23 protein-coding genes are annotated in these 22,825 nt (G+C 66.2%); 7 read left to right on the top strand and 16 right to left on the bottom strand.

Features of this window, described 5'->3' with window-relative positions; translation table 11 throughout:
- Positions 1-32: 32 nt before the first annotated feature.
- From BLR75_RS11405 to BLR75_RS11385, 5 genes are all read left to right on the top strand, one after another.
- Entirely contained in the window at positions 33-650 is a 618-nt protein-coding gene (locus BLR75_RS11405) for an LPS-assembly lipoprotein LptE (protein ID WP_084314228.1), read from the top strand.
- A gap of 36 nt (positions 651-686) precedes the next feature.
- On the top strand, positions 687-1,724 hold the full coding sequence (holA, locus tag BLR75_RS11400) for a DNA polymerase III subunit delta (RefSeq protein ID WP_084314229.1): 1,038 nt from the start codon (positions 687-689) through the stop codon (positions 1,722-1,724).
- A 96-nt stretch (positions 1,725-1,820) separates the two neighbouring features.
- Positions 1,821-1,973 carry an alternative ribosome rescue factor ArfA gene (gene arfA / locus BLR75_RS11395; protein ID WP_084314230.1) on the top strand — a complete coding sequence of 51 codons (153 nt, stop codon included), beginning with the start codon at positions 1,821-1,823 and terminating at the stop codon, positions 1,971-1,973.
- 94 nt (positions 1,974-2,067) lie between these two features.
- Positions 2,068-2,382 carry a hypothetical protein gene (locus BLR75_RS11390; RefSeq protein ID WP_084314231.1) on the top strand — a complete coding sequence of 105 codons (315 nt, stop codon included), beginning with the start codon at positions 2,068-2,070 and terminating at the stop codon, positions 2,380-2,382.
- A gap of 106 nt (positions 2,383-2,488) precedes the next feature.
- Positions 2,489-3,802, top strand: a complete 1,314-nt coding sequence (locus BLR75_RS11385; RefSeq protein WP_084314232.1) for a lytic murein transglycosylase — start codon at positions 2,489-2,491, stop codon at positions 3,800-3,802.
- Between the two features lie 47 nt (positions 3,803-3,849).
- Here BLR75_RS11385 and BLR75_RS11380 read toward each other — a convergent pair whose 3' ends face one another.
- From BLR75_RS11380 to BLR75_RS11305, 16 genes are all read right to left on the bottom strand, one after another.
- Positions 3,850-4,920 carry a fimbrial protein gene (locus tag BLR75_RS11380; protein WP_084314233.1) on the bottom strand — a complete coding sequence of 357 codons (1,071 nt, stop codon included), beginning with the start codon at positions 4,918-4,920 and terminating at the stop codon, positions 3,850-3,852.
- Between the two features lie 32 nt (positions 4,921-4,952).
- Positions 4,953-7,493 carry a fimbria/pilus outer membrane usher protein gene (locus BLR75_RS11375; RefSeq protein WP_084314274.1) on the bottom strand — a complete coding sequence of 847 codons (2,541 nt, stop codon included), beginning with the start codon at positions 7,491-7,493 and terminating at the stop codon, positions 4,953-4,955.
- Positions 7,494-7,698: 205 nt separating this feature from the next.
- Entirely contained in the window at positions 7,699-8,442 is a 744-nt protein-coding gene (locus BLR75_RS11370) for a fimbrial biogenesis chaperone (RefSeq protein ID WP_084314234.1), read from the bottom strand.
- A gap of 58 nt (positions 8,443-8,500) precedes the next feature.
- Entirely contained in the window at positions 8,501-9,019 is a 519-nt protein-coding gene (locus tag BLR75_RS11365; RefSeq protein WP_084314235.1) for a fimbrial protein, read from the bottom strand.
- Between the two features lie 373 nt (positions 9,020-9,392).
- Positions 9,393-10,367 carry a lipoyl synthase gene (lipA, locus tag BLR75_RS11360; RefSeq protein ID WP_084314236.1) on the bottom strand — a complete coding sequence of 325 codons (975 nt, stop codon included), beginning with the start codon at positions 10,365-10,367 and terminating at the stop codon, positions 9,393-9,395.
- On the bottom strand, positions 10,367-11,020 hold the full coding sequence (gene lipB / locus BLR75_RS11355) for a lipoyl(octanoyl) transferase LipB (protein WP_084314237.1): 654 nt from the start codon (positions 11,018-11,020) through the stop codon (positions 10,367-10,369). Before lipB ends, lipA begins: the two co-directional genes overlap by 1 nt.
- Positions 11,020-11,298, bottom strand: a complete 279-nt coding sequence (locus BLR75_RS11350) for a DUF493 domain-containing protein (RefSeq protein WP_084314238.1) — start codon at positions 11,296-11,298, stop codon at positions 11,020-11,022. The genes lipB and BLR75_RS11350 overlap by 1 nt, the downstream gene beginning before the upstream one ends.
- Positions 11,299-11,366: 68 nt before the next feature.
- Complete coding sequence (locus BLR75_RS11345; RefSeq protein WP_084314239.1) at positions 11,367-12,527, bottom strand: D-alanyl-D-alanine carboxypeptidase family protein; 1,161 nt, start codon at positions 12,525-12,527, stop codon at positions 11,367-11,369.
- Between the two features lie 69 nt (positions 12,528-12,596).
- Positions 12,597-13,622 (bottom strand): septal ring lytic transglycosylase RlpA family protein, encoded by a 1,026-nt coding sequence (locus BLR75_RS11340; RefSeq protein WP_084314240.1) that lies wholly within the window; start codon positions 13,620-13,622, stop codon positions 12,597-12,599.
- Positions 13,619-14,629 carry a lytic murein transglycosylase B gene (gene mltB / locus BLR75_RS11335; protein WP_084314241.1) on the bottom strand — a complete coding sequence of 337 codons (1,011 nt, stop codon included), beginning with the start codon at positions 14,627-14,629 and terminating at the stop codon, positions 13,619-13,621. The genes BLR75_RS11340 and mltB overlap by 4 nt, the downstream gene beginning before the upstream one ends.
- 20 nt (positions 14,630-14,649) lie before the next feature.
- Positions 14,650-15,753 carry a rod shape-determining protein RodA gene (gene rodA, locus BLR75_RS11330; RefSeq protein ID WP_090416066.1) on the bottom strand — a complete coding sequence of 368 codons (1,104 nt, stop codon included), beginning with the start codon at positions 15,751-15,753 and terminating at the stop codon, positions 14,650-14,652.
- A 58-nt stretch (positions 15,754-15,811) separates the two neighbouring features.
- A complete protein-coding gene (mrdA, locus tag BLR75_RS11325; RefSeq protein WP_084314243.1) occupies positions 15,812-17,698 on the bottom strand; it encodes a penicillin-binding protein 2 in 1,887 nt (628 codons plus the stop codon).
- A 6-nt stretch (positions 17,699-17,704) separates the two neighbouring features.
- Positions 17,705-18,172 (bottom strand): 23S rRNA (pseudouridine(1915)-N(3))-methyltransferase RlmH, encoded by a 468-nt coding sequence (gene rlmH, locus BLR75_RS11320; protein WP_084314244.1) that lies wholly within the window; start codon positions 18,170-18,172, stop codon positions 17,705-17,707.
- A 7-nt stretch (positions 18,173-18,179) separates the two neighbouring features.
- Positions 18,180-18,530 carry a ribosome silencing factor gene (gene rsfS, locus BLR75_RS11315; RefSeq protein ID WP_084314245.1) on the bottom strand — a complete coding sequence of 117 codons (351 nt, stop codon included), beginning with the start codon at positions 18,528-18,530 and terminating at the stop codon, positions 18,180-18,182.
- A 23-nt stretch (positions 18,531-18,553) separates the two neighbouring features.
- A complete protein-coding gene (gene nadD, locus BLR75_RS11310; protein WP_084314246.1) occupies positions 18,554-19,210 on the bottom strand; it encodes a nicotinate-nucleotide adenylyltransferase in 657 nt (218 codons plus the stop codon).
- Positions 19,210-20,475 carry a glutamate-5-semialdehyde dehydrogenase gene (locus tag BLR75_RS11305; protein WP_084314247.1) on the bottom strand — a complete coding sequence of 422 codons (1,266 nt, stop codon included), beginning with the start codon at positions 20,473-20,475 and terminating at the stop codon, positions 19,210-19,212. The genes nadD and BLR75_RS11305 overlap by 1 nt, the downstream gene beginning before the upstream one ends.
- A 175-nt stretch (positions 20,476-20,650) precedes the next feature.
- Between BLR75_RS11305 and BLR75_RS11300 the strand changes: the two genes are divergently transcribed.
- Both BLR75_RS11300 and BLR75_RS11295 read left to right on the top strand, forming a co-directional pair.
- On the top strand, positions 20,651-21,361 hold the full coding sequence (locus BLR75_RS11300; RefSeq protein WP_084314248.1) for a DNA-3-methyladenine glycosylase: 711 nt from the start codon (positions 20,651-20,653) through the stop codon (positions 21,359-21,361).
- Positions 21,358-22,671 (top strand): bifunctional DedA family/phosphatase PAP2 family protein, encoded by a 1,314-nt coding sequence (locus BLR75_RS11295; protein WP_084314249.1) that lies wholly within the window; start codon positions 21,358-21,360, stop codon positions 22,669-22,671. Before BLR75_RS11300 ends, BLR75_RS11295 begins: the two co-directional genes overlap by 4 nt.
- The last annotated feature ends 154 nt before the right edge of the window (positions 22,672-22,825 follow it).

The following is a 22,825-nucleotide window of genomic DNA, read 5'->3' as shown; positions in this document are numbered from 1 at the left end:
GGGCATGGATCAACAGGAGTGAGGGAAGCTTGATGAAACGTATCCTGACCGGCATCGCGCTGATCGGCATGACCACCGTGCTGGCCGCCTGCGGCTTCCACCTGCGCGGGCTGGGCGAGACGAACTTTGCGCTGAAGGAAATCGACGTTTCCGCACGCAACGCCTACGGCGAGACCGTCCAGGATCTGCGCCGGGTTCTGGAAAGCAGCGGCGTGAAAGTGGTGACCCGCGCGCCCTATCACCTGATCCTGGCCCGCGAGGACGTCACCCAGCGCACCGCCAGCTACACCAGCGCCGCGCGCAGCGCCGAGTACGAGCTGACCAACACCCTCAGCTACGAAGTGCGCGGCAGCAACGACCTGCTGCTGATCGCCGACCAGATCCAGGTGCAGAAGGTCTACCTGCACGACGAGAACAACCTGACCGGCTCCGACCAGGAAGCCGCCCAGCTGCGCAACGAAATGCGCCGCGAACTGGTCCAGCAGTTGTCCATGCGTCTGCAGATGCTCACCCCTGAACAGCTGGACAGCCTGCAGCAGAAGGCCGAAGCCAAGGCCAAGGCGGAGCAGGACGCCATGCGCGCCGCCGACGAGGCCGCCCGCGCCCAGCAACCGCAGCAGTCGCCGATCGAACTGCCGGACCAGCAGTGAGTTCCCGGGGCCGGCACACCCGGCCCCGCTCCCCCCATGAAGCTCAATCCCGCGCAACTCGCCAAGCATCTCCAGGGCAACCTGGCCCCGGTCTACGTGGTCAGCGGTGACGAGCACCTGCTCTGCCAGGAAGCCTGCGACGCCATCCGCACCGCCTGCCGCGAGCGCGACTTCGCCGAGCGCCAGGTGTTCAATGCCGAAGCCAATTTCGACTGGGGCCAGTTGATCGAAGCCGGCGCCAGTCTCTCCCTGTTCGCCGAGAAGCGCCTGCTGGAACTGCGCCTGCCGTCCGGCAAGCCGGGCGACAAGGGCGCCGCGATCCTTCTCGAATACCTGCGCCGCCCGCCGGAAGACACCGTCCTGCTGATCAGCCTGCCCAGGCTCGACGGCAGCACGCAGAAGACCAAATGGGCCAAGGCCCTGATCGACGGCGACGTCGCCCAGTTCATCCAGATCTGGCCGATCGACGCGCACCAGCTGCCGCAGTGGATTCGCCAGCGCCTGTCCCAGGCCGGCCTCGCCGCCAGCCAGGAAGCCGTGGAGCTGATCGCCGCGCGGGTGGAAGGCAACCTGCTGGCCGCCGCCCAGGAGATCGAGAAACTCAAGCTGCTCGCCGAGGGCAACCAGATCGACGTGGACACCGTGCAGGCCGCGGTGGCCGACAGCGCGCGCTTCGACGTGTTCGGCCTGATCGACGCCGCCCTCAACGGCGAAGCCGCGCACAGCCTGCGCATGCTCGAAGGCCTGCGCGGCGAAGGCGTCGAGCCGCCGGTGATCCTCTGGGCCCTGGCCCGGGAAATCCGCCAGTTGGCCGGCTTCGCCCAGCAGCATTCCGACGGCATGCCGCTGGACCGGGTCTTCGCCAGCGCCAGGCCGCCGGTATGGGACAAGCGCCGGCCACTGCTGGGCAAAGCCCTGCAGCGCCACACCGCCGCACGCTGGAGCCAGTTCCTGCTGGACGCCCAGCTCATCGACGCGCAGATCAAGGGCCAGGCGCCGGGCGATCCGTGGAACGGCCTCGCCCGCCTCACCCTGCTGGTCGCCGGCCAGCGCATCAGTCTGCCGGCAGGCTGAAAGCCTCCACTGACGAACGGTCTGGACAGCGGCTGCCGATAGGCAGAAGATGCGCTCGCCCGGCACCTTGGCCGGGCTCCGCACGAGGACCCCGCGATGGCGAAGAAGACCCGCCGGCCGAACAAGGCCAAATCCCTGGTAGCGCAACCGCTGTTCCGCAACCGCCAGGAAACGCCACTGAAAGGCAAAGGCAGCTACCGCCGCGAAGCCTCCCACAACTGGGAGGCTTCGTTCTTTCTGGCGGCCTGAAAACCGCGCGCCCCTTCCCTCCCGCCGGCGGAAAAGCTGAACTTCGCCGCTGCCCGAGCGCTCCACCGGTCATACCGGCAACGGAGGCTCGACCATGAAATCCCCCATCATCGCCACCTGCTGCACCCTCCTGCTGATGCAGGCGAGCGGCTCCGCCTGGGCGTTCTGCACCGACCATGACGCGGAAGTCAAAGGCAAACAGGTAGCCGCCAAGGTCGCCTCCATCACCCAGAGCGATCCCGAACGCGCCGAGAAGCTCAACGAGAAGCTGCGGGCGATCGACAAGGAACGCTCGAGCGAGGAACGCCCCGATGCCTGCGCGGCGTATGACGACATGCTCAAGGAACTCGACCAGAGCGCACCGAAGGTCGAGCGGGAAACCCAGCCGTCGAACGATTCCGAATATTGATTGCCCATAGTTATCCAGCACCCGCGCGCACCGGACAAGGCAGGACGCGTGCGGGTGCCCGTGTTAAGGTGAGCCCCTGCCTGAAAACGTCCCGCCGAGGAGTACGATGCGGAACAGATTCGCGAAAGAACCGGGTAATGGCCGTGTCGTCCTGGCGGCCTTGTCGTTGATCACCATCGGAATCCTGGCCGCCTGCGCCGACTCCCCCGCTCACTCCTCCACGGAAAGACAGCAACCGCTCAACGTCGCGCTGGCGAAACCCGCTACGCAAGCGGTGCCGGCGTCGATGCCCGCAGAAAGCTTCGAAACCTGGCGCGACACCTTCCGCCAGCACGCCCTGGCCAGCGGCATCAGCGCCGACACTTTCGACCGCGCATTCGCCGGCATCACGCCCGATCCCGCGGTGATCGAGGCCGACCGCAGCCAGCCGGAATTCGTCCGCCCCGTGTGGCAGTACCTGGAGGGTGCGCTTTCGCCGCTGCGGGTGCGCAACGGCCAGGGCAAGCTGGCGGAAAACGCCGACATCCTGCGCCAGATCGACGCCCGCTATGCGGTCGACGCCGAGGCGGTGGTGGCGATCTGGGGAATGGAAAGCAACTTCGGCGTGCACATGGGCGACAAGAACGTCATCCGCTCGCTGGCGACCCTGGCCTACGAAGGCCGCCGCCCGGAGTTCGCCCGCAGCCAGTTGGTCGCCGCGTTGCAGATCCTCCAGCACGGCGACGTGCCGGCGAACTACATGGTCGGCTCATGGGCCGGCGCCATGGGGCAGACCCAGTTCATTCCGACCACCTACAACCAGTACGCAGTGGATTTCGACGGCGACGGCAAGCGCGACATCTGGCGCTCGCCCACCGACGCGCTGGCGTCCACCGCGAACTACCTGCAGTCGTCCGGCTGGCAACCCGGCCAGACCTGGGGCTTCGAGGTACGTCTGCCGGCGAACTTCGATTACTCCCTGGCGGAGATGACCATCCGCAAACCCATCGCCGAATGGCAAAGCCTGGGCGTGCAACCGGCCAGCGGAAACCTGCCGGCCAACCCGCAGGCCGGCGCCTCGCTGCTGCTGCCGGCCGGCCATCGCGGCCCGGCCTTCCTGGTGACGGACAACTTCCGCGCCATCCTCAGGTACAACAATTCCACGGCCTACGCGCTGGCGGTGGGCCTGCTGGCAGACAGCTTCAAGGGCGGCGGACAGATCGCCGGCAACTGGCCGCTGGAGGACGTGCCGCTGAGCCGCAGCGAGCGTATCGAGCTGCAGGAAGGTCTGGCCACGCGAGGTTACTCACCGGGAGCCGCCGACGGCATCATCGGCGCCAATACGCGCAAGGCCATCCGCGCCTACCAGCAGTCCCAGGGGCTCCCGGCGGATGGGTATCCAACCCCCGCATTGCTCAGCCGGCTGCGCTCCGGAAGATAGGGACGACAACCACGGCCTGCCATGGGGCCGGCCGTGGCGGGCAATGATCACTGGTAATCGAAGGTGAACACCATCTGGCTCTGCACGGTCCCGGGCGCGAGGGTGGTACCCGTTCTGTTGTACCGGGCGTAATAGCCGAAACTGACCTGGCCATTGGCGGAAATGTTGCCCAGGTCCACGCGCTGGTCGAGCGGCATGGGCGAGAAGTCGCTTTTCAGCAACTGAATGCCGACGCCCTGGGCGGAACCCTGGGAGCTCAGTATCCCGGACTGTGGATCTATCGCGGTCACGCCAGGCGCCGCTTCCATCCTGATCCCGACTTTCAGGTCCTTGTTGCAGAGCAGGCCGATATTGAACGGCGTGCCACCGGCGACATCCCCCACCTGGGACAGCGCGGAGAGCCCTACCTTGGGCAACTGCACCGTGCTCGGGCTGGTGACCGTGCAGGTCACGCTGGATATCTGCAGGTTTCCCGCTGGAGAGATCATGGAGGGCCCCAGGGCACCGTCGCTGTAGTTCAGTACCCAGAGCGTCTCATAGACACCGAACAGCCACGCCGCGTTGACGCTGGTCAGCACGCCGGAACCCACCGGAGTTCCGGCCGAAGAGGTCTTGACCAGCTCCATGGCCCCATTGAGGTTGTAGGTGAGCGTGTACGGTGCCGCGCCGCCGCCCTGGAGCTGACCGAAATGCGAGGCGCACTGCTGGTTCTGTGCATTCAGGAGGCGGTTGCCCGACGCATCCAGCAGGGCCATGCCCACGCCGGCGATACCGGTGGTATATACGCCGGGAATGCCCGGTACAGGGCTGGCCGTTCCACTGACCACGCAGGCCACGATAGTGGAACCGACCGCCGGAGCGGGACGGCCAGCCCACGCATCCGGCGTGCAGGCGCCGGTGATGTTGAAGGGTCGATAGGTACCGGGAATGGTCGCCCCGGCCGACAGGCCTGCTGGCACCACCACGCTCATGTTGTAGTTCAGGCTCTGCGGCAGGCTGCCGCTGAACGCCTTGCAGTCCGCCCAGGCTGGACCGCTCTGTGAAAGAGCCGCTGCCAGCATGAGCAGTGCGAGAGCCAACTGCCTGCATGGCAGTTTGAAGAAAGGGTTGCAATGCATCCGTCAAACCTCATTTCGATTGATGGGGTTGCTCATGTCCCGGAAAGCGCCAGGGCGCCGCCGCGGGTAACGACCTGGCAGCGCACTACGACTTTCTGCACGGCAGCCCCCTTCTCAGGCTCGGAGGGCACGCTGTAGCCGACGCGGCAGCTCTGCCCATCCCCTTCACCCCAGCGAATCAGAAGCCGACCCTGGTCCTTGATGCCGCGAAGGAATACCTGCCCGCCCTGGCCGACCATCGACAGTGACTTGCCATCGGCGTCCAGCACCTCGGCACCGAGCGGAATGGCGATACCGTCATCCCGGGTTACCTGGAAGAGCAGCGGCCTTCCCGTCACCGTCGGGTACTTGAGCAGGACGATGGAGCCGAAACGGGGCGCCACCGATTGCGAGGTCACTTCCAGCTCCACGTCCTGAGAGATTCCCTTCGGGTCGATCTCGACATCGTTCTGCCGGTAGGGCATCAGGCCGGATACCACCGCGTAGCCATTGTCGGCGACCTTGGCGCCAACGTTGTTGAGCACCTTCGCACCGCCCGCGCCCTTGGCCTCGACGATGGCCATGGTCTCGCCCTGGTCCTGGGTGAAGTTGACCCCGCCGGGGTGCGCCACGAGGCTGCCACGTGCACCGAAACTGGCCTGTCTGTAGCCATCGCCATTGCTCGCACTGGCGCTGAAGGCGGCCATCGGCGCGTTGTAGGTGGCGGACAACCCTTCGCTGCCGGATCTGTCGCCATCGTTCTTCAACGACGAAGCGTAGAGGTTGTAGCTGAGCTGGTGCTGCTCGCCCAAAGTGCCGCCAAGGTTGGTCTGGAGGTTGTTGTTCCGGCTGTCGGAATAGCTGGCGGTGGTGCTCAGGTACATCGGACTCGACGAGGCGGCGCCGATGGGCAGGTTGACGGTCACCATGTAGGTGCTGTCGAAGTTGCCGTCCTCATTTCGCGTGCGCGAGGCCGACAAACCGAGGCTGCCCCAACTGAAGCCGGTGTTGTAGCCGGCCTGGAAGGTGGTATCGGCCTGACTGCGATTCCAGTAGTTCTGTTTGGAACCGGTAAAGTAGAAGCTGCCGTACTCACCCAGCGGCTGGGTGACGCTGAGCTGGAAACGGTTGCGCTGGCGATATATCTGATAGTTCAGATCGTCGCTGTCGCTGAGCCATGCATAGTCCTGCAGGCTCAGGAAACCCTCGCTGGAGAACCGATAGGCAGCCACCGTGAAGTTGGTGCTGGTGGCGTCCAGCAGCTTGCTGTAGGTGAGCCGGTAGCTCTGCCCGCTCATGGAACTGCTGGTGTCGATGGTGTCCGGCAGGCCACTGGCCTGGGAATGAGTGACATCCGCCGCCAATGCGCCGAACGGCGTGCTGAAAGCCAAGCCGCCCAGTCCGGACAGGTAGTTCTCCGCGACGATGCCCCCGGCATAGGCGGTCATGAGGTTGGAGACGCCGTACTGGTAGGTGCCCTGCAGGAAGTTGGGCGCATCGTGCAGGTTGTCGTCGCGATACTGGCCGGCTGTGATGTTGTAGCGGCTAACCCCGGGGCGCACCAACTGCGACACCGACGCATAGGGTACGAGGAATGACTTCACACGACCGTCTGATTCCGTGACTACCACCGTCAGGTCGCCGGCATAGCCAGTGTTGTACAGGTCATCGATGACGAACGGGCCGGGCGCCACCGTGGTCTCGTACAGGGTGTTCTCGCCCTGCTTGACCGTGACCCGCGCATTGGTATCGGCAACGCCTCGGATCGTCGGCGCGAAGCCGTTCTGCGAATCCGGACGCATGCGATCGTCCGATCCCAGCTGGACGCCGGTGTAGGGAACGCTGTCGAACAGGTCGCTCGGGCTGTAGTACTCACCCAGGGTCAGTTGCGACTTCAGGGCGGTGATATCCCGCTGCGCATAGGCGTTCAGCGAGTCGTAATTGCTGGTGGAAGGAGCGCCCTGGGTCTGGCTGCGGTTGTACGAGCCGTTGTAGCGCAAACGCCAGTCGCTCAGGTTCAAGCCTGCATTGAGGCCGGTGTAGTACTGGGTGCTATCGGCGCCATCGCTGCTGTCGGTCCGGAAGACGTTGGCATTGTAGGAAAGGAAGCCGGCGGTCACGCCCCCGTCCCATTCACCGGGATCGACATACCCGCGCGCGCGCCGGCCTGCATAAGCCTGCGGCACGCTGATGTTGGCGCGCTGTTCGGACATGTCGACATCCAGTGTGCTGCCGGGAACGGTCTGCTGCAGATCCAGGCATTCCGGCTCAGTGCCGTTACCCTGGCTGCCCTCGGGCAGCTTGGTGAAATCGACACCCATGGCGCGAAGCTGGCTGCGCTTGAAGCAGTAGCCGGGCGCAGCGTTCTTGCCCTCCCCGCTGACGACCCGCACGTCCTGCCGGCCGATCCAGTTGCCATTGACGTAGACATCCAGCCGGTAGTTGCCCGGATCGACGGGGTTGCCATTCTCGAAGCGCGAGAGGTCGACGGAGGTGTCACCCTCGCCATTGCCGAAGAAGCTGGGGTTGAAGGCAGCGAACTGGTTGGAAACATCCCCCAGCGCCTCGGCACAGAGGCCGACGGCAGACAGCATTCCCAGCATCAACCATGGCCTGGCGGAACGCAGTCCGCACTCCCGCCTCCCAGCATTTCCAAGGCGGGAAATTCGTTGAAAACTTCTGATCCTGTTCATGATTCCCCTTCGCCTGCCGGGCATGCGAATGCCGTGCGGCAGCCGGGACGTTCATCCCGGAAAGACGCGAGAAATAAGGAAGAAGCGATGGGCTGTAATACTTGGATCAGCGTCGCAGTAGAGACTCACCCTGGATCGACGCACCGTAGTCGTTGATCCAGCTGTAGGTGACCTTCATCTCGCCGGTTGGTGGAGTGGCAAGTCCCTTCAACGGAAAATTCATGGCGGAACCCGGCCTGACCATGCCATCGACATCGCTGGTGAAGCGCTTGCCGGCGATGTGCAACGTCACCTTGCCGAGGGACAGGTGGTAGGCGCTGGCATTGGTGCAATGCAGAGCCAGACCGTGACCGTCCGGCGTCAGTGTCCATGCCAGCTTTTCGGCCGCCTGCGAGGGATTGCCGGGCAAGCCCGCCGGGCGATAGAACAGCTTGATCCGCGAGCGGTAGGCCACCTGCATGTAGTTGATGTCCTTCTGCGTGGGCAGTGGCGGGACATCCAGAACATTCAGCCAGAACACGCTCTCTCTATCGCCGGGAAGGGACTCGCCGGTGAATGCGACGCGCAGCGTCTGTCCCTTGCTTGCGTCGATCCTGGCGACCGGTGGGGTCACCACGAACGGAGCGTCGGACTTCTCGGGACGGGTCTTGGGGTCTCCCCTGTCCACCCAGGCTTGCACCAGGGCGGGGGTTGTCCCCGCATTGGTCAGCTTCACGGTGACTTCCCGCTCGTTCGCGGGATAGACCACGCGGGTTCCGGTGATCACCACATTGGCCTGCGCCGCCATGGACGACAGGGCAACGGTAACGGCCAGGGAAGTCAGGAGCGTACGGGAAAGGGACCTGCGCATCGCATCACCACAATTCAAATCGCGAAAAACGTCCGGGGCCGAGGCCCCGGAACGAGGCTTACTGATAGTCGAGGGTCATGTAGACGCTGGACGTCACGAGACCGGCGGTCGCTGGTGCGACCTTGGCGTAGTACTGGGCGTAGTACTGCAGAGTCGCGCTGCCGCTGGAGGTGTCCACCGTCTGGGAACCGGTATTGGTGGCCAGGTTGATCGGCGTGAAGCCGTCGTTGAGGAGTTGGATCTGCGCGTTCGAACCACCGGAAGCCTGGTTATTCAGGTTGCCGTTCCCGGTATCGATGGTCGGGCCCGGCTCGAAGTGCGCCGTGGCACGCGCCGAACTGCAGTCGGTCAGCTGGAAGTTGAACGGAGTCCGCCCCGCCCAGTCGCCCACGTTTGCCAGCGCATTGACGCTCACGGTGGGCAGGTTGACGGTCTTGGTGACAGCGCTGTCGCTACCGTCGATCTTGCAGGTCTGGTCCGTCACCTCGCCATTGAAGTTCACCAGTGCGTCATAGGCGAAGGCGTTGCTGCCCAACCCCAGGGCGACCAGGGCGACGGCGGCATGAAGCTTTTTCATCTCAAATTTCCTCGATTGGCTCTGTGCTGGCGCCTCCTGAAGGAGGCTCACTCGGCAGGACCGGATCCATCCTGGGACCATCGTCCATGCCTGGGACGACTCTATCGGGGAGCAAATACGAGGAGGAATCAGGCCTTTCCAGCACAGTTGAAGGAAATTTCTGATCTGGTAATACCAATAACTCCGAAATACTTGGCAATCGGCAGCAGTTCACATCACGAGTTGACGTAACCCCTTATATCCAAAAGCTTTTTAGCTGACACTGGACGCACCATTGCAGTGCGTGCAGCACCATGACGGTGCATAACCCACAAACGAAAACGCCGCTTTCCCTCACGGGAAAGCGGCGTTCCTTTGCAGAGGTATCGGCGGACTAGCCGATCTTCTCGCCGTGTGCCTGCTGGTCGGCATGGTAGGAGGAACGCACCAGCGGGCCGGAGGCGACGTTCTTGAAGCCCATCTTCGCGCCTTCCTCGGCGAACCAGGCGAAGGTGTCCGGATGGACGAAGCGCTGCACCGGCAAGTGGTTGCGCGACGGCTGCAGGTACTGGCCGAGGGTGAGCATGTCGATATCGTGCTCGCGCATGCGCTGCATGACTTCGATGACCTCGTCGTCGGTCTCGCCCAGGCCGAGCATCAGGCCGGACTTGGTCGGCACGTGCGGGACCATCTGCTTGAAGCGCTGCAGCAGGTCCAGCGACCATTCGAAGTCGGAGCCCGGGCGCGAGGACTTGTACAGGCGCGGTACGGTTTCAAGGTTGTGGTTGAATATGTCCGGCGGCTCGTTGGCAGTGATTTCCAGGGCGATGTCCATGCGCCCGCGGTAGTCCGGGACCAGGGTCTCGAGCTGGACGCCCGGGGACAGCTGGCGGATCTCGCGCAGGCAGTCGGCGAAGTGCTGGGCGCCGCCGTCGCGCAGGTCGTCTCGGTCCACCGAGGTGATCACCACGTACTTCAGGCGCAGGTCGGCGATGGCGATGGCGAGGTTCTTCGGCTCGTCGACGTCCAGCGGCTTCGGCCGGCCGTGGCCGACGTCGCAGAACGGGCAGCGGCGGGTGCAGATGTCGCCCATGATCATGAAGGTCGCGGTGCCGCCGGAGAAGCACTCGCCGAGGTTGGGGCAGGACGCCTCTTCGCAGACGCTGTGCAGCTTGTGCTTGCGCAGCAGCTGCTTGATGCGGTCGACTTCCGGCGATACCGGGATGCGCACGCGAATCCAGTCAGGCTTCTTCGGCAGTTCTTCGGTGGGGATGATCTTCACCGGAATGCGCGCCACCTTCTCGGCGCCGCGCAATTTCACGCCGACTTCCACCTTGGCCGGCTTGCCGGCAGTCTCAACGGTACTCATCAGATTTCGATCCCGCCCATGAGGGTCTTCTGTTCTGCGTAGCCAAGGTGTGAAACGAGTTCGCCACGCAGACGCTCGCGCACTTCGGCCACGGTGAGGGGGCCTGCCAGCTCGCTGAGCTGGGTCATTGCCATGCCTGCGTAGCCGCAGGGATTGATACGACGAAAGGGTTCCAGGTCCATGTCCACGTTCAGGGCCAGGCCATGGAAGGAGCAGCCGTTGCGGATGCGCAGGCCGAGGGAGGCGATCTTCGCGCCGTCCACGTAGACGCCCGGCGCGTCCGGCTTGGACGCCGCCTGCACGCCGTAGCCTTCGAGCAGGGCGATCAGGCTTCGCTCGATGCGCGACACCAGTTCGCGCACGCCGATGCCGGAGCGCCGCACGTCGAGCATCAGGTAGGCGACCAGTTGGCCGGGGCCGTGGTAGGTCACCTGGCCGCCGCGGTCGACCTTGACCACCGGAATGTCGCCCGGGAACAGCACATGCTCGGCCTTGCCGGCCTGGCCCTGGGTGAACACGCGTTCGTGTTCGAGCAGCCAGACCTCGTCGGGCGTCTGCGCATCCCGCCCGGCGGTGAAGCGCTGCATGGCATGCCAGGTCGGCTCGTAGGGAAGCACGCCGAGTTCGCGAAAACCCAGCACCGGATAGCGCATCAAAGCACCATGTGCACGCGGCCGGTGGCGCGCAGGTCCGCATGGATGTTCTGCAGCTGCTCGACGCCGGTGGCGGTGATGAACACCTGCACGGAGAGGAAGCGGCCGTTGCGGCTGTCGCGGATGGTCAGGGTGGAACTGTCGAAATCCGGCGCATGGCGCTGGATGATCTCGATCACCAGATCGGAGAAACCGTCGCCGGCGTCGCCGATCACCTTGATCGGGTAGCGTTCGCAGGGAAATTCGATTTTCGGGGCAGGAGTTTCGGTATCGGTCATGGCTGCGGCGGGCTCGTGGTCCGCATCAGGAAGGACGCCCCGGGTTGGGGCGTCCTGGAGTGGAACGATCAGTTGAACAGGCCGTAGAAGAATAGACGGATGCTATCCCACATGCGGCGGAAGAAGCCACCTTCCTCGACCGCGTTGAGGGCGATCAGGTCCGAGGTGCGGATCACCTTGTCGTCCATCTTCACTTCGACCTTGCCGATCACCTGGCCCTGCTGGATCGGCGCCATCAGTTGCGGCTCGAGCACCATGCTGGCCTGCAGCTTCTTCAGCTGGCCGCGCGGTACGGTCATGGTCAGGTCTTCGGCGAGGCCGGCCTTCACTTCGGACTCGGCGCCCTTCCACACCAGGCTCTTGGTCAGCTCGGTGCCCTTCTTGTAAAAGGTCTGCGATTCGAAGAAGCGGAAGCCGTAGGTCAGCAGCTTCTGGGTCTCGGCGGCGCGGGCCTGCTCGCTGTTGGTGCCGAACACCACGGCGATCATGCGCTGGCCGTCACGCATGGCGGAGGCCACCAGGCAGTAGCCGGCTTCCTCGGTGTGGCCGGTCTTCAGGCCGTCGACGGTCTTGTCGCGCCACAGCAGCAGGTTGCGGTTCGGCTGCTTGATGTTGTTCCAGAGGAATTCCTTCTGCGCGTAGATCGCGTAGTGGCTCGGCTCGCCGTAGATGATGGCGCGGGCCAGGGTCGCCATGTCGCGGGCCGAGGAGTAGTGATCCGGATTCGGCAGGCCGGTGGCGTCCATGAAGTGGCTGTTGCTCAGGCCCAGCTTCTGCGCGGTGGTGTTCATCATGTCGGCGAAGGCGTCTTCGCTGCCGGCGATGTGCTCGGCCAGGGCGACGGACGCATCGTTGCCGGACTGGATGATGATGCCGTGCAGCAGGTCGCTGACCGAAACCTGGCTGCCGACCTGGATGAACATGCGCGAACCGCCGGTGCGCCAGGCGTGCTCGCTGACGGTGACCAGGTCGCTTTCCTTGATGCGGCCGCCTTCGATTTCCTTGGTGGCGATGTAGGCGGTCATCAGCTTGGTCAGGCTGGCGGGCGGCAGGCGCTCGTCGGCGTTGTTCTCGACCAGGACCTGGCCGCTGGCCCCGTCCATCAGCACGTAGGCCTTGGCTGCGAGCTGCGGCGCGGCCGGAACCATGGATTCAGCCGCCCAGCCGGCCACCGGAGTGGCCAGCAGGACGAGCATTGACAGGCGTTTGGCGAAGGTGGTGATGTTCATCCGTCTCTCTGGGTCGCTAACTAATGGTCAAATGATCCCTTGCGGGAAAGAGCCTGGGGGCCGCGCGGGCTAGTCCGGCCGCACCAGTGTGGGGGTCCCTAGATTGGCTACGCGGATGCTGTCCTGCATCCGGCTCGCTTCAGCCTGCGTTCCGATCGGCCCCAGGCGCACCCGGTACAGGGTCTGCTGGTTGCGCACGACCGAGCTGACGAACGCCGGGGCTCCCGTCAGGCTGCCGATCTTGGCCTTGAGCAGCTCTGCAGCGTCCGGGTTGGCGAAGGCACCCACCTGGAGATACAGGCCATCGGCTGGTAGTGAAGCGTTTTTTTTTGCGTCGATCTGTACCGGCACGACCGGCGCGGCGTGCTGTGCCGGCGGCGGAGTATAGACCTCGACCGGCTGGGCCATGGCCACCGCCTGCGCTTGCACGGCGGCGGGCTGCGCCGCAGCCATCTTCGGCGGCGCCATGACCAGCGGCATCGAGCGGCCCTGCTGCGCCCACCAGCGCTGCGGATCGATGCCTTCGACCTTGACCCGCGCGGTGCCGGTTTCGGCATAGCCGAGCTTCTTCGCCGCGGCGAAGGACAGGTCGATGACCCGGTCGGAATAGAACGGCCCGCGATCGTTGACGCGCACGATCACGCTCTTGCCGTTGTCCAGGTTGGTCACCCGCACGTAGCTCGGCAGCGGCAGCGTCTTGTGCGCGGCGGTCATGCCGTAGAGGTCGTACTGCTCGCCGTTGGCGGTGGCCTGGCCGTGGAACTTGGTGCCGTACCACGACGCGGTGCCGACCACGTTGTAGCTGCGCGAGTCGTTGAGCGGGTAGTAGGTCTTGCCCAGCACCGTGTAGGGGTTGTTCTTGAATGGCCCGTTGTGCGGCATCGGCACGGCGTCGGGAATGCGCGAGACGTCCACGTCCCACCAGGGCGCGCCGTCGCGGTGCGGGCGGTTGTAGTCGGACGGGCCGGAAATTCCAGCGCTGGGCTGGGTCGGCTGCGGCGCGCGGCTGCTGGTGCAGCTGGCGAGCAGGGCGGCGGTCAGGCCGAAGCACAGGGCGGCGGACCAGAGGCCCGGACTGCTCAGTCGGTCGTTCAATGGACACCTCGCGCGCGGGCGATCTCGCCGGCCAGCTGATGGACCGCCATGGCGTACATGGCGCTGCGATTGTAACGGGTGATCACGTAGAAGTTGGGGAGCCCGACCCAGTATTCGACGCCCTGCCCGCCCTCGAAGCGGATCGCGGTGACCATCTGGTCGTCACGCAGCACGTCATGGGTGCGCCAGCCGGCGCTGCGCAGCTGGCCGAGGCTCATCTGCGGGTCGAGGCCCTGGGTGAGCGCTTCCTCGGCGCTCTGCGTGCCCAGCTCGGCGCGCGACACCACCGGTTCGCCGGTCTGCCAGCCGTGCTGCTTGAAGTAGTTGGCGACGCTGCCGATGGCGTCGTCCGGGTCGCTCCAGATATTGATGTGGCCGTCGCCGTCGAAATCCACGGCGTAGGCGCGGAAGCTGCTCGGCATGAACTGCGGTAGGCCCATGGCGCCGGCGTAGGAGCCGGTCAGGCTGAGCGGGTCGACCTGCTGCTCGCGGGCCAGCAGGAGGAACTGCTTGAGCTCCTTGCGGAAGAAATCGGCGCGCGGCGGATAGTCGAAACCGAGGGTGGACAGCGCGTCCATCACCCGGAAGTTGCCGGTATTGCGGCCGAAGAAGGTCTCCACGCCGATGATCGCGACGATGTACTGCGCCGGCACGCCGTATTCCTTCTCGGCGCGGGCCAGGGCGTCGGCGTGCTCGTTCCAGAAGCTCACGCCACGGGAGATGCGCCCGTCGCTGATGAACATCGGCCGGTATTCCTTCCACGTCTTGACGCGCTCGGCGGGGCGGGAAATGGCATCGAGGATCGACTGCTTGCGCTCGACGTCGCGGAACAGCGCGACCAGTTGCTCGCCGGCGAAGCCGTAGTCGCGGGTCATCTCGCCGACGAACTCCGCCACCTGCGGCGAGCCATCGTAGTCGCCCGCGTGGACGGTGCCGGACAGGCCGATCATCCCCGCAAGACCAAGCCAATGGACGCCCCTGGCCGCCCATGCGCGCAGTGTCTGCATTCCTTTATTCACTTTTGTCTTCAAACCTGGGCGATCCATTTCCGGTGAGTGTGGATCGACATCAAAACCCCGAACCCTGACATCAGCGTCACCAGCGAAGTTCCCCCATAGCTGATGAAGGGCAGCGGCACGCCCACGACGGGCAACAGGCCGCTGACCATGCCGATGTTGACGAATACGTACACGAAGAAGGTCATGGTAATGCTGCCGGCCAGAAGCTTGCCGAACAGCGTCTGCGCCTGGACGGTGATCACCAGGCCGCGATAGATCACCAGCAGGTAGAGCACCAGCAGCAGGCACACGCCGACCATGCCGAACTCTTCGCCGAGCACGGCAATGATAAAGTCCGTGTGGCTTTCCGGCAAAAAATCCAGGTGCGACTGGGTGCCGAGCAGCCAGCCCTTGCCGAACACGCCGCCCGAACCGATCGCCGCCTTCGACTGGATGATGTTCCAGCCGGTGCCGAGCGGGTCGCTTTCCGGGTCGAGGAAGGTCAGTACGCGCTGCTTCTGGTAGTCGTGCATGACGAAGAACCACATGGCCACCGCCACCGGCACCGCCGCCGAGACCGCCATGATGATCCAGCGCCAGCGCAACCCACCGACGAACAGCACGAAGGAGCCGGAGGCCAGCACCAGCATCGCCGTGCCGAGGTCCGGCTGCTTGAGAATCAGCACGAAGGGCACCACGATCAGCGCCAGGCTGATCAGGCTGTGCTTCAGCCCCGGCGGCAGGCTGCGCTTGGACAGGTACCAGGCGATGGTCATCGGCATCAGCAGCTTCATGAACTCCGCCGGCTGGAAGCGGATCACCCCGGGGATGTTGATCCAGCGCGTCGCGCCCATGGCGTTGTGGCCCATCACGTCCACCACCACCAGCAGCGCCACGCCGATCAGGTAGCCGAGCGGCACCCAGCGCGCCATGAAGCGCGGCTCCAGCTGGGCGATGACGATCATCGCGCCCAGCCCGAGGCCGAAGGAGGTGGCCTGCTTGAGCAGCAGGTCCCAGCTCTTGCCGCTGGCCGAATACAGCACGAACAGCCCCGCCGCGCCGAGGATCAGCAGCAGCAGGAGCAGCAGGCCGTCGATGTGCAGGCGCTGCAGCAGGCTGGCACGGCGGCGCATCACGTCCTCGTTGGACAGGGTGCGGTCGAAGTTGGCGTTCATCGTCATGTGGATTCACTCACGGCTTCGACTCCGCCGTCACCTGCGGGGCAAATTCGGGCTTCAGCCGGCCCTGTTCGTCCAGCAGCCAGGCATCGGCCACCGCCTTGAGGATCGGCGCGGCGACGCCGGAGCCGGACTCGCCGTTCTCCACCATCACCGAGATGGCGATCTGCGGATTGTCCGCCGGGGCGAAGCCGACGAACAGCGCGTGGTCGCGGTGGCGTTCGAGCAGCTTGGAACGGTCGTAGCGCTCGCCCTGGCGGATCGCCACCACCTGCGCGGTACCGGACTTGCCGGCGATGCGGTAGAGCGCCTTGTCGCCGACCTTCTTCGCCGTGCCGCGGGCGTTGTGCACCACCTGCTGCATGTCGTTGTCGATCATTTCCCAGTTGCCCGGGTCGCGCAGGACGATGTCCGGCATCGGATCGGGGTCGACCGGCGGCTGGCCGTCGATGGTCCTGGCCAGGTGCGGGCGGATCCACTTGCCATGGTTGGCGATCAGCGAGGTCATCTGCGCCAGCTGCAGCGGCGTGGCCTGCATGTAGCCCTGGCCGATGCCGAGGATCAGCGTCTCGCCGGGGAACCAGGCCTGGCGGCGCAGCGCGCGCTTCCACTCGCGCGACGGCATCAGCCCTTCCGCCTCGCCGAACATGTCCAGCGCCACCCGCTGGCCGAAGCCGAAGCGGCTCATGTAGTCGTGCAGGCGGTCGATGCCGAGCTTGTGGGCGAGGTCGTAGAAGTAGGTGTCGTTGGAGCGCATGATCGCCAGCTCCAGGTTCACCCAGCCTTCGCCCGAGCGGTTCCAGTTGCGGTACTTGTGGTCATAGTTGGGCAACTGGTAATAACCGGGGTCGAACACCCGCGAAGTCGGGGTGATCACGCCGGCATCGAGACCGGCGATGGCCACCGCCGGCTTCACCGTCGAGCCCGGCGGGTACAGCCCGCGCAGCACGCGGTTGTACAGCGGACGGTCGATGGAGTCGCGCAGCTCGGCGTAGGCCTTGAAGCTGATGCCGGTGACGAACAGGTTGGGGTCGTAGCTCGGCTGGCTGACCATCGCCAGAACCTCGCCGGTGGACGGCTGGATCGCCACGATGGCGCCGCGGCGCCCGGCCAGCGCCTCCTCGGCGGCGGCCTGCAGCTTGCTGTCGATGCTCAGCACGATGTCCTTGCCGGATACCGGCTCGGTGCGCTTGAGCACGCGCAGCACGCGGCCGCGGGCGTTGGTCTCGACTTCCTCGTAGCCCACAGTGCCGTGCAGTTCGTTCTCGTAGAACTTCTCCACGCCGGTCTTGCCGATGTGGTGGGTGCCGGAATAGGCCACCGGGTCGAGCTTCTTCAGCTCCGCCTCGTTGATCCGCCCGACGTAGCCGACCGAATGGGCGAAGTGCTCGCCCATCGGGTAGTGGCGCACGAACTGCGCGGTGACCTCGACGCCGGGCAGGCGGTACTGGTTCACCGCGACGCGGGCGATCTGCTCCTCGGACAGCTCGAACATCACCGGCACCGGCTCGAACGGTCGGCGCCCCTGCTTCATGCGCTTCTCGAAGATCGCCCGGTCTTCCTCGGTCAGGCCCAGCACCTCGACCAGCGTCTGCATCACCTCGGACAGGTTCTGGGTCCGCTCGCGGGTGATGGTCAGGCTGAAGCTGGGGCGGTTATCGGCGATGATCACCCCGTTCCGGTCGAAGATCAGCCCACGATTCGGCGGAATCGGCTGCACGTGGACGCGGTTGTTCTCCGACAGGGTGGAGTGGTAGTCGTACTGCGTCACCTGCAGGTGGTACATGCGCGCCACCAGCACCAGCGCAAGAAGGAAGATCGCCACCGCGCCGACGATGACCCGGCTGCGGACCTGGCGCGCGTCCTTCTCGTGGTCTTTCAGTTGGATCGGCTGGGGCATCGACGACTACTTGTGATAGGGGTGCCCGGACAGCAACGTCCAGGCCCGGTAGATCTGCTCGCCGACCAGGATGCGCACCAGCGGGTGCGGCAGGGTCAGCGGCGACAGCGACCAGCGCTGCTCGCTGCGCGCGCAGACCTCCGGCGCCAGGCCCTCGGGGCCGCCGACCATCAGGTTGACGGTGCGCGCATCGAGACGCCAGCGGTCCAGCTCCTTCGCCAGCTGCTCGGTGCTCCATGGACGGCCTTCGACCTCCAGGGTCACCACCCGTTCACCGGGCTGCACCTTCGCCAGCATCGCCTCGCCTTCCTGGCGGATCAGGCGGGCGACGTCGGCGTTCTTGCCACGGGTGTTCAGCGGGATCTCCACCAGCTCCAGGGACAGCTCGGAAGGCAGGCGCTTGACGTACTCCTGCCAGCCCTCCTCCACCCAGCGCGGCATGCGCGAGCCGACGGCGATCAGACGCAGACGCACGGCCGCATCACTCCTGGTGGTGTGCGCGGCTCTGCTCGGCGCCGCGCCAGAGGCGCTCCAGGTCGTAGAACTGGCGGGTGGCCGGCTGCATGACGTGGACCACGACGTTGCCCAGGTCGATCAGCACCCACTCGCCGCCTTCCTGGCCTTCGCTGCCGATCGGCTTGACGCCCTGTTCCTTGACCTTCTCCAGCACGTTGTCGGCCAGCGACTTGACCTGGCGGCTGGAGCTGCCGGTGGCGATCACCATCACGTCGGTGATGCTGGTCTTGTCGCGCACGTCGATGACGGTGATGTCCTGCGCCTTCAGGTCTTCCAGAGCGAGGATGGTCAGATCGACCAGTTGTTCGGTTTGCATGAGTGACTCTCTAATTGCTTGGTTCAGTTTGGCGCCCGGTACAGCCCGTGCGCCTCGATGTAGTTGAATACCGCGTCCGGCACCAGGTAGCGGACCGAACGTCCCTGCGCCAGCAGGTCGCGGATCTGCGTGGCGGAGACCGCCAGCGGCGTCTGCCAGACGAAGGCGATCTGCCCGCCCGCCCCGCCCAGCGCGCCCGGATCGGCCACGCTGCGTGCCGCGACCAGGTCGCGCAGGGCTTCCGGTGCCTCGCTGTCGGCATCCGGGCGCTGCAGCACGACGATGTGGCAGTGCTCCAGCAGTTCTTCCCAGCGATGCCAGGTCGGCAGCCCGCAGAAGGCATCCCAGCCCATCAGCAGGAACAGCGGGTGGTTCCCGCCCAGTTCCGCGCGCACGGATTCCAGGGTGTCGATGGTGTAGGACGGCTTGTCGCGCTTCAGCTCGCGGTCGTCGACCCGTAGCGGATCGACCCCGATCACCGCCAGCTCGACCATCGCCAGCCGCTGCGCGGCGGACACCTGCGGCGTCTCGCGGTGCGGCGGCCGCGCGCTGGGGAGCAGGCGCAGTTCGTCGAGCCCGAGCTGTTCGGCGACCTCCAGCGCGCTGCGCAGGTGGCCGATGTGCACCGGATCGAAGGTGCCGCCGAACAGGCCGATCCGCCGGGAGCCCGCGTTGCCCATCAGGTGCGTACGTGACCGTCGCCGAACACCACGTACTTCTCGCTGGTCAGGCCTTCCAGGCCGACCGGACCGCGTGCGTGCAGCTTGTCGGTGGAGATGCCGATCTCCGCGCCCAGGCCGTATTCGAAGCCATCGGCGAAACGGGTCGAGGCGTTGACCATCACCGAGGCCGAATCCACTTCGGTGAGGAAGCGGCGGGCGTCGGTGAAGTTCTCGGTGATGATGGCGTCGGTGTGCTGCGAGCCGTAGGTGTTGATGTGCTCGATGGCCTGTTCGAGGCTGTCGACGATGCGGATCGACAGGATCGGCGCGTTGTACTCGGTGCGCCAGTCGTCCTCGGTCGCCACCAGCACGTCGCTGCCCAGCAGCGCGCGGGTGGCGGCGTCGCCGCGCAGTTCCACGCCCTTGTCGCGGTAGATCGCGGCCAGCGGCGGCAGCACGCGCTCGGCGATGGCGGCGTGCACCAGCAGGGTTTCCATGGTGTTGCACGGCGCGTAGCGCTGGGTCTTGGCGTTGTCGGCGACGCGGATCGCCTTGTCCAGGTCGGCGGCGACGTCGATGTAGACGTGGCAGATGCCGTCCAGGTGCTTGATCACCGGCACCTTGGCGTCACGGCTGATGCGCTCGATCAGGCTCTTGCCGCCGCGCGGGACGATCACGTCGACGTACTCGGGCATGGTGATCAGCGCGCCCACGGCGGCGCGGTCGGTGGTTTCCACCACCTGCACGGCGCTCGCCGGCAGGCCGGCTTCGGCCAGACCGGCCTGGATGCAGGCGGCGATCGCCTGGTTGGAGTGGATCGCCTCGGAACCGCCGCGCAGGATGGTCGCGTTGCCCGACTTCAGGCACAGGCTGGCGGCATCGATGGTCACGTTCGGCCGCGATTCGTAGATGATCCCCACCACGCCCAGCGGCACGCGCATCTTGCCGATCTGGATGCCCGACGGCACGTAGCGCATGTCGCGGATCTCGCCGATCGGGTCCGGCAGTGCGGCGACCTGGCGCAGGCCCTCGATCATGTCGTCGATGCGCGCCGGGGTCAGGGCCAGGCGATCCAGCATGGCCGGCTCCAGACCGTTGGCGCGGCCGTTGGCCAGGTCCTTTTCGTTGGCGGCGGTCAGCTGGGCGCGGGCGGCGTCCAGGGCATCGGCGGCGGCCAGCAGGGCACGGTTCTTCTGCGCGGTGGTTGCGCGCGCGACGACGCGCGACGCTTCACGGGCGGCGCGGCCCAGGCGGCTCATATAGTCGAGGACGGACTCGGTCATGGTCTCGGCGTCTGGCGTGAGGGAAATGCGCGATTATAGCGACCCCGCCCCCTCCCGCCCAGCCACAGCAGCCGGCCGGTATGCAACCCTCCGTTACAGAAAGCCTGCGTCGTGACCGGCGGCGGGCGTGCAAAGTATCATCCCCGGCCTCGATGGCCGACCCGGAACTCGAACCATGACCATCCCCAGCCTGCCCTGGCCGGAAGCCAATCCGCTGCCGGACAGCTTCTTCGACCGCGACGCGCTGCAGGTCGCCCGCGAACTGCTCGGCAAGGTGATCCGCCACCGCCGCGGCGACCTCTGGCTGTCCGCCCGCATCATCGAGACCGAGGCCTACTACCTGGCGGAACGGGGCAGCCACGCCTCCCTCGGCTACACCGAGAAGCGCAAGGCGCTGTTCCTCGACGGCGGGCATATCTATATGTACTACGCGCGCGGCGGCGACTCGCTGAACTTCAGCGCCGGCGGCGCCGGCAACGCGGTGCTGATCAAGTCCGGGCATCCCTGGCTGGACCGCGTCTCCGGCGACGAGGCGCTGGCCTGCATGCAGCGCCTGAATCCCGACAGCCAGGGCGGCGCGCGCCCGAACGGCAGGCTCTGCGCCGGCCAGACGCTCCTCTGCAAGGCCCTCGGCCTCAAGGTGCCGGACTGGGACGCGCGGCGCTTCGACCCGCAGCGGCTGTTCGTCGACGACATCGGCGAACATCCCGCGCAGGTCATCCAGACCACCCGCCTGGGCATTCCCCACGGCCGCGACGAGCACCTGCCCTACCGCTTCGTCGACGCCGCCTTCGCGCCCTTCTGCACGCGCAACCCGCTGCGCCGCGGACAGGTCGAAGGCAGGGATTTCCACCTTCTCGGCAGCCAGGACGCCCACCTGCGATGAACCTCGAAGCCTTCAACGCCTGGATGGGCGCCAACCCGCAGTGGCTGGCGCTGGTGCTGTTCGTCGTCGCCTTCCTCGAATGCGCCGCCATCGTCGGCATCCTCCTGCCCGGCGTGGTGATGCTCTTCGCCATCGCCGTGCTGGCCGGCAGCGGTACGCTGGGCCTCGGCGAAACCCTGCTGCTGGCCTTCGCCGGCGGCATGCTCGGCGACATCTCGTCGTACTGGATCGGCCGCCACTTCCACCAGAACATCCGCCGCCTGCCGGTGCTGCGCCACCATCCGGTGTGGATCGCCAGCGCGGAAACCTTCTTCGCCCGCTACGGCGTCGCCAGCCTGCTTGTCGGCCGTTTCATCGGCGCGCTGCGGCCGTTCCTGCCGATGGTCGCCGGCATGCTCGACATGCCGTTCGGCCGCTTCCTCGCGGTGTCGACGCTGGCCGCCGCCGGCTGGTCGGTCGCCTACCTGCTGCCGGGCTGGGCCACCGGTGCGGCGATGCGCCTGCCGCTGCCGCCGGGCTTCTGGGCCGAAGCCGGGGTCGTGGCGGGCTGCCTGGCACTGCTGATCGGCCTGCTGATCCGCGCCAACCTCGGCCAGCACCGCTGGACCTCCGCGCTGGGCGCCGGGCTGAGCTTCGTCCTGCTGCTCGCCCTGCTGATCGGCTGGCCACACCTCGACGCCCTTGACCACGGCCTGATGGCGCTGGTGCAGGAGAACCGCTCGTCCTGGGCGAACCAGCTGATGGTGGCGGTGACCCGGATCGGCGACCTGCGCACCCAACTGGCCGCCGGCGTGCTGCTCGCGGTCCTCCTGCTGATCCTGCGCCAGTGGCGCCACGCGGCCTTCGCCGCGGCCTGCATGCTCGGCACCGCGCTGCTCAACGACCCCCTGAAGAAGCTCTTCGGCCGCGCCCGTCCGGAGGTGATCGCCGATCCGCTGGCCGCCTTCAGCATGCCCAGCGGGCACAGCTCGGCGTCCTTCGCCTTCTTCCTGGTCCTCGGCCTGCTCGCCAGCCGCGAGAAATCCCCGCGGGTGCGCCTGACCTGGCTGCTGCTGGCGCTGATCCCGGCGGCCAGCATCGCCCTGTCGCGGGTCTACCTCGGCGCGCACTGGCCGAGCGACATCATCGCCGGCGCCCTGCTCGCCGCCGCGGTGTGCGCCACCTGCCTGGGCCTGACCCAGTGGCGCGACCCGCTGCCGGCGCTGTCGCCGCGCATCTGGTGGCTGATCCTGCCGGCCGCCCTGGCGGTGCTCGCGGTCGGCAGTGGCTGGGGACTGAGCGAGGCGATGCTGCGTTATCGGCCGCTTTGACGTTGTAGAGACGCGCTGTCCGCGCGGTCGCGGGCATGGCCCGCTCCTACAGGGGTGCCGTGCTCCGCGTAGGGCGCATGACGCGCCAGCGTCATCCGCCGCCATCGCCGCGCCATTCGCCCTACACTGAGATGCCTGACGAACCGCATCGAGG

Source organism: Pseudomonas jinjuensis, from assembly GCF_900103845.1.
GTDB lineage: Bacteria > Pseudomonadota > Gammaproteobacteria > Pseudomonadales > Pseudomonadaceae > Pseudomonas > Pseudomonas jinjuensis.
The sequence above is the reverse complement of the archived record's forward strand: the minus strand, read 5'-3'. Positions and strand labels throughout refer to the sequence as shown.

Coding starts and splice junctions, on each gene's coding strand:
- BLR75_RS11365 (WP_084314235.1), bottom strand. CDS start 9,019: ATGAAAAAGCTTCATGCCGCCGTCGCCCTGGTCGCCCTGGGGTTGGGC.
- BLR75_RS11295 (WP_084314249.1), top strand. CDS start 21,358: ATGAACCTCGAAGCCTTCAACGCCTGGATGGGCGCCAACCCGCAGTGG.
- BLR75_RS11375 (WP_084314274.1), bottom strand. CDS start 7,493: ATGCTGTCTGCCGTCGGCCTCTGTGCCGAGGCGCTGGGGGATGTTTCC.
- BLR75_RS11350 (WP_084314238.1), bottom strand. CDS start 11,298: ATGACCGATACCGAAACTCCTGCCCCGAAAATCGAATTTCCCTGCGAA.
- arfA (WP_084314230.1), top strand. CDS start 1,821: ATGGCGAAGAAGACCCGCCGGCCGAACAAGGCCAAATCCCTGGTAGCG.
- BLR75_RS11345 (WP_084314239.1), bottom strand. CDS start 12,527: ATGAACATCACCACCTTCGCCAAACGCCTGTCAATGCTCGTCCTGCTG.
- BLR75_RS11300 (WP_084314248.1), top strand. CDS start 20,651: ATGACCATCCCCAGCCTGCCCTGGCCGGAAGCCAATCCGCTGCCGGAC.
- nadD (WP_084314246.1), bottom strand. CDS start 19,210: ATGGGCAACGCGGGCTCCCGGCGGATCGGCCTGTTCGGCGGCACCTTC.
- BLR75_RS11380 (WP_084314233.1), bottom strand. CDS start 4,920: ATGCATTGCAACCCTTTCTTCAAACTGCCATGCAGGCAGTTGGCTCTC.
- mrdA (WP_084314243.1), bottom strand. CDS start 17,698: ATGCCCCAGCCGATCCAACTGAAAGACCACGAGAAGGACGCGCGCCAG.
- lipA (WP_084314236.1), bottom strand. CDS start 10,367: ATGAGTACCGTTGAGACTGCCGGCAAGCCGGCCAAGGTGGAAGTCGGC.
- rodA (WP_090416066.1), bottom strand. CDS start 15,753: ATGCGCCGCCGTGCCAGCCTGCTGCAGCGCCTGCACATCGACGGCCTG.
- lipB (WP_084314237.1), bottom strand. CDS start 11,020: ATGCGCTATCCGGTGCTGGGTTTTCGCGAACTCGGCGTGCTTCCCTAC.
- holA (WP_084314229.1), top strand. CDS start 687: ATGAAGCTCAATCCCGCGCAACTCGCCAAGCATCTCCAGGGCAACCTG.
- BLR75_RS11385 (WP_084314232.1), top strand. CDS start 2,489: ATGCGGAACAGATTCGCGAAAGAACCGGGTAATGGCCGTGTCGTCCTG.
- BLR75_RS11405 (WP_084314228.1), top strand. CDS start 33: ATGAAACGTATCCTGACCGGCATCGCGCTGATCGGCATGACCACCGTG.
- rsfS (WP_084314245.1), bottom strand. CDS start 18,530: ATGCAAACCGAACAACTGGTCGATCTGACCATCCTCGCTCTGGAAGAC.
- BLR75_RS11370 (WP_084314234.1), bottom strand. CDS start 8,442: ATGCGCAGGTCCCTTTCCCGTACGCTCCTGACTTCCCTGGCCGTTACC.
- BLR75_RS11390 (WP_084314231.1), top strand. CDS start 2,068: ATGAAATCCCCCATCATCGCCACCTGCTGCACCCTCCTGCTGATGCAG.
- mltB (WP_084314241.1), bottom strand. CDS start 14,629: ATGCAGACACTGCGCGCATGGGCGGCCAGGGGCGTCCATTGGCTTGGT.
- BLR75_RS11305 (WP_084314247.1), bottom strand. CDS start 20,475: ATGACCGAGTCCGTCCTCGACTATATGAGCCGCCTGGGCCGCGCCGCC.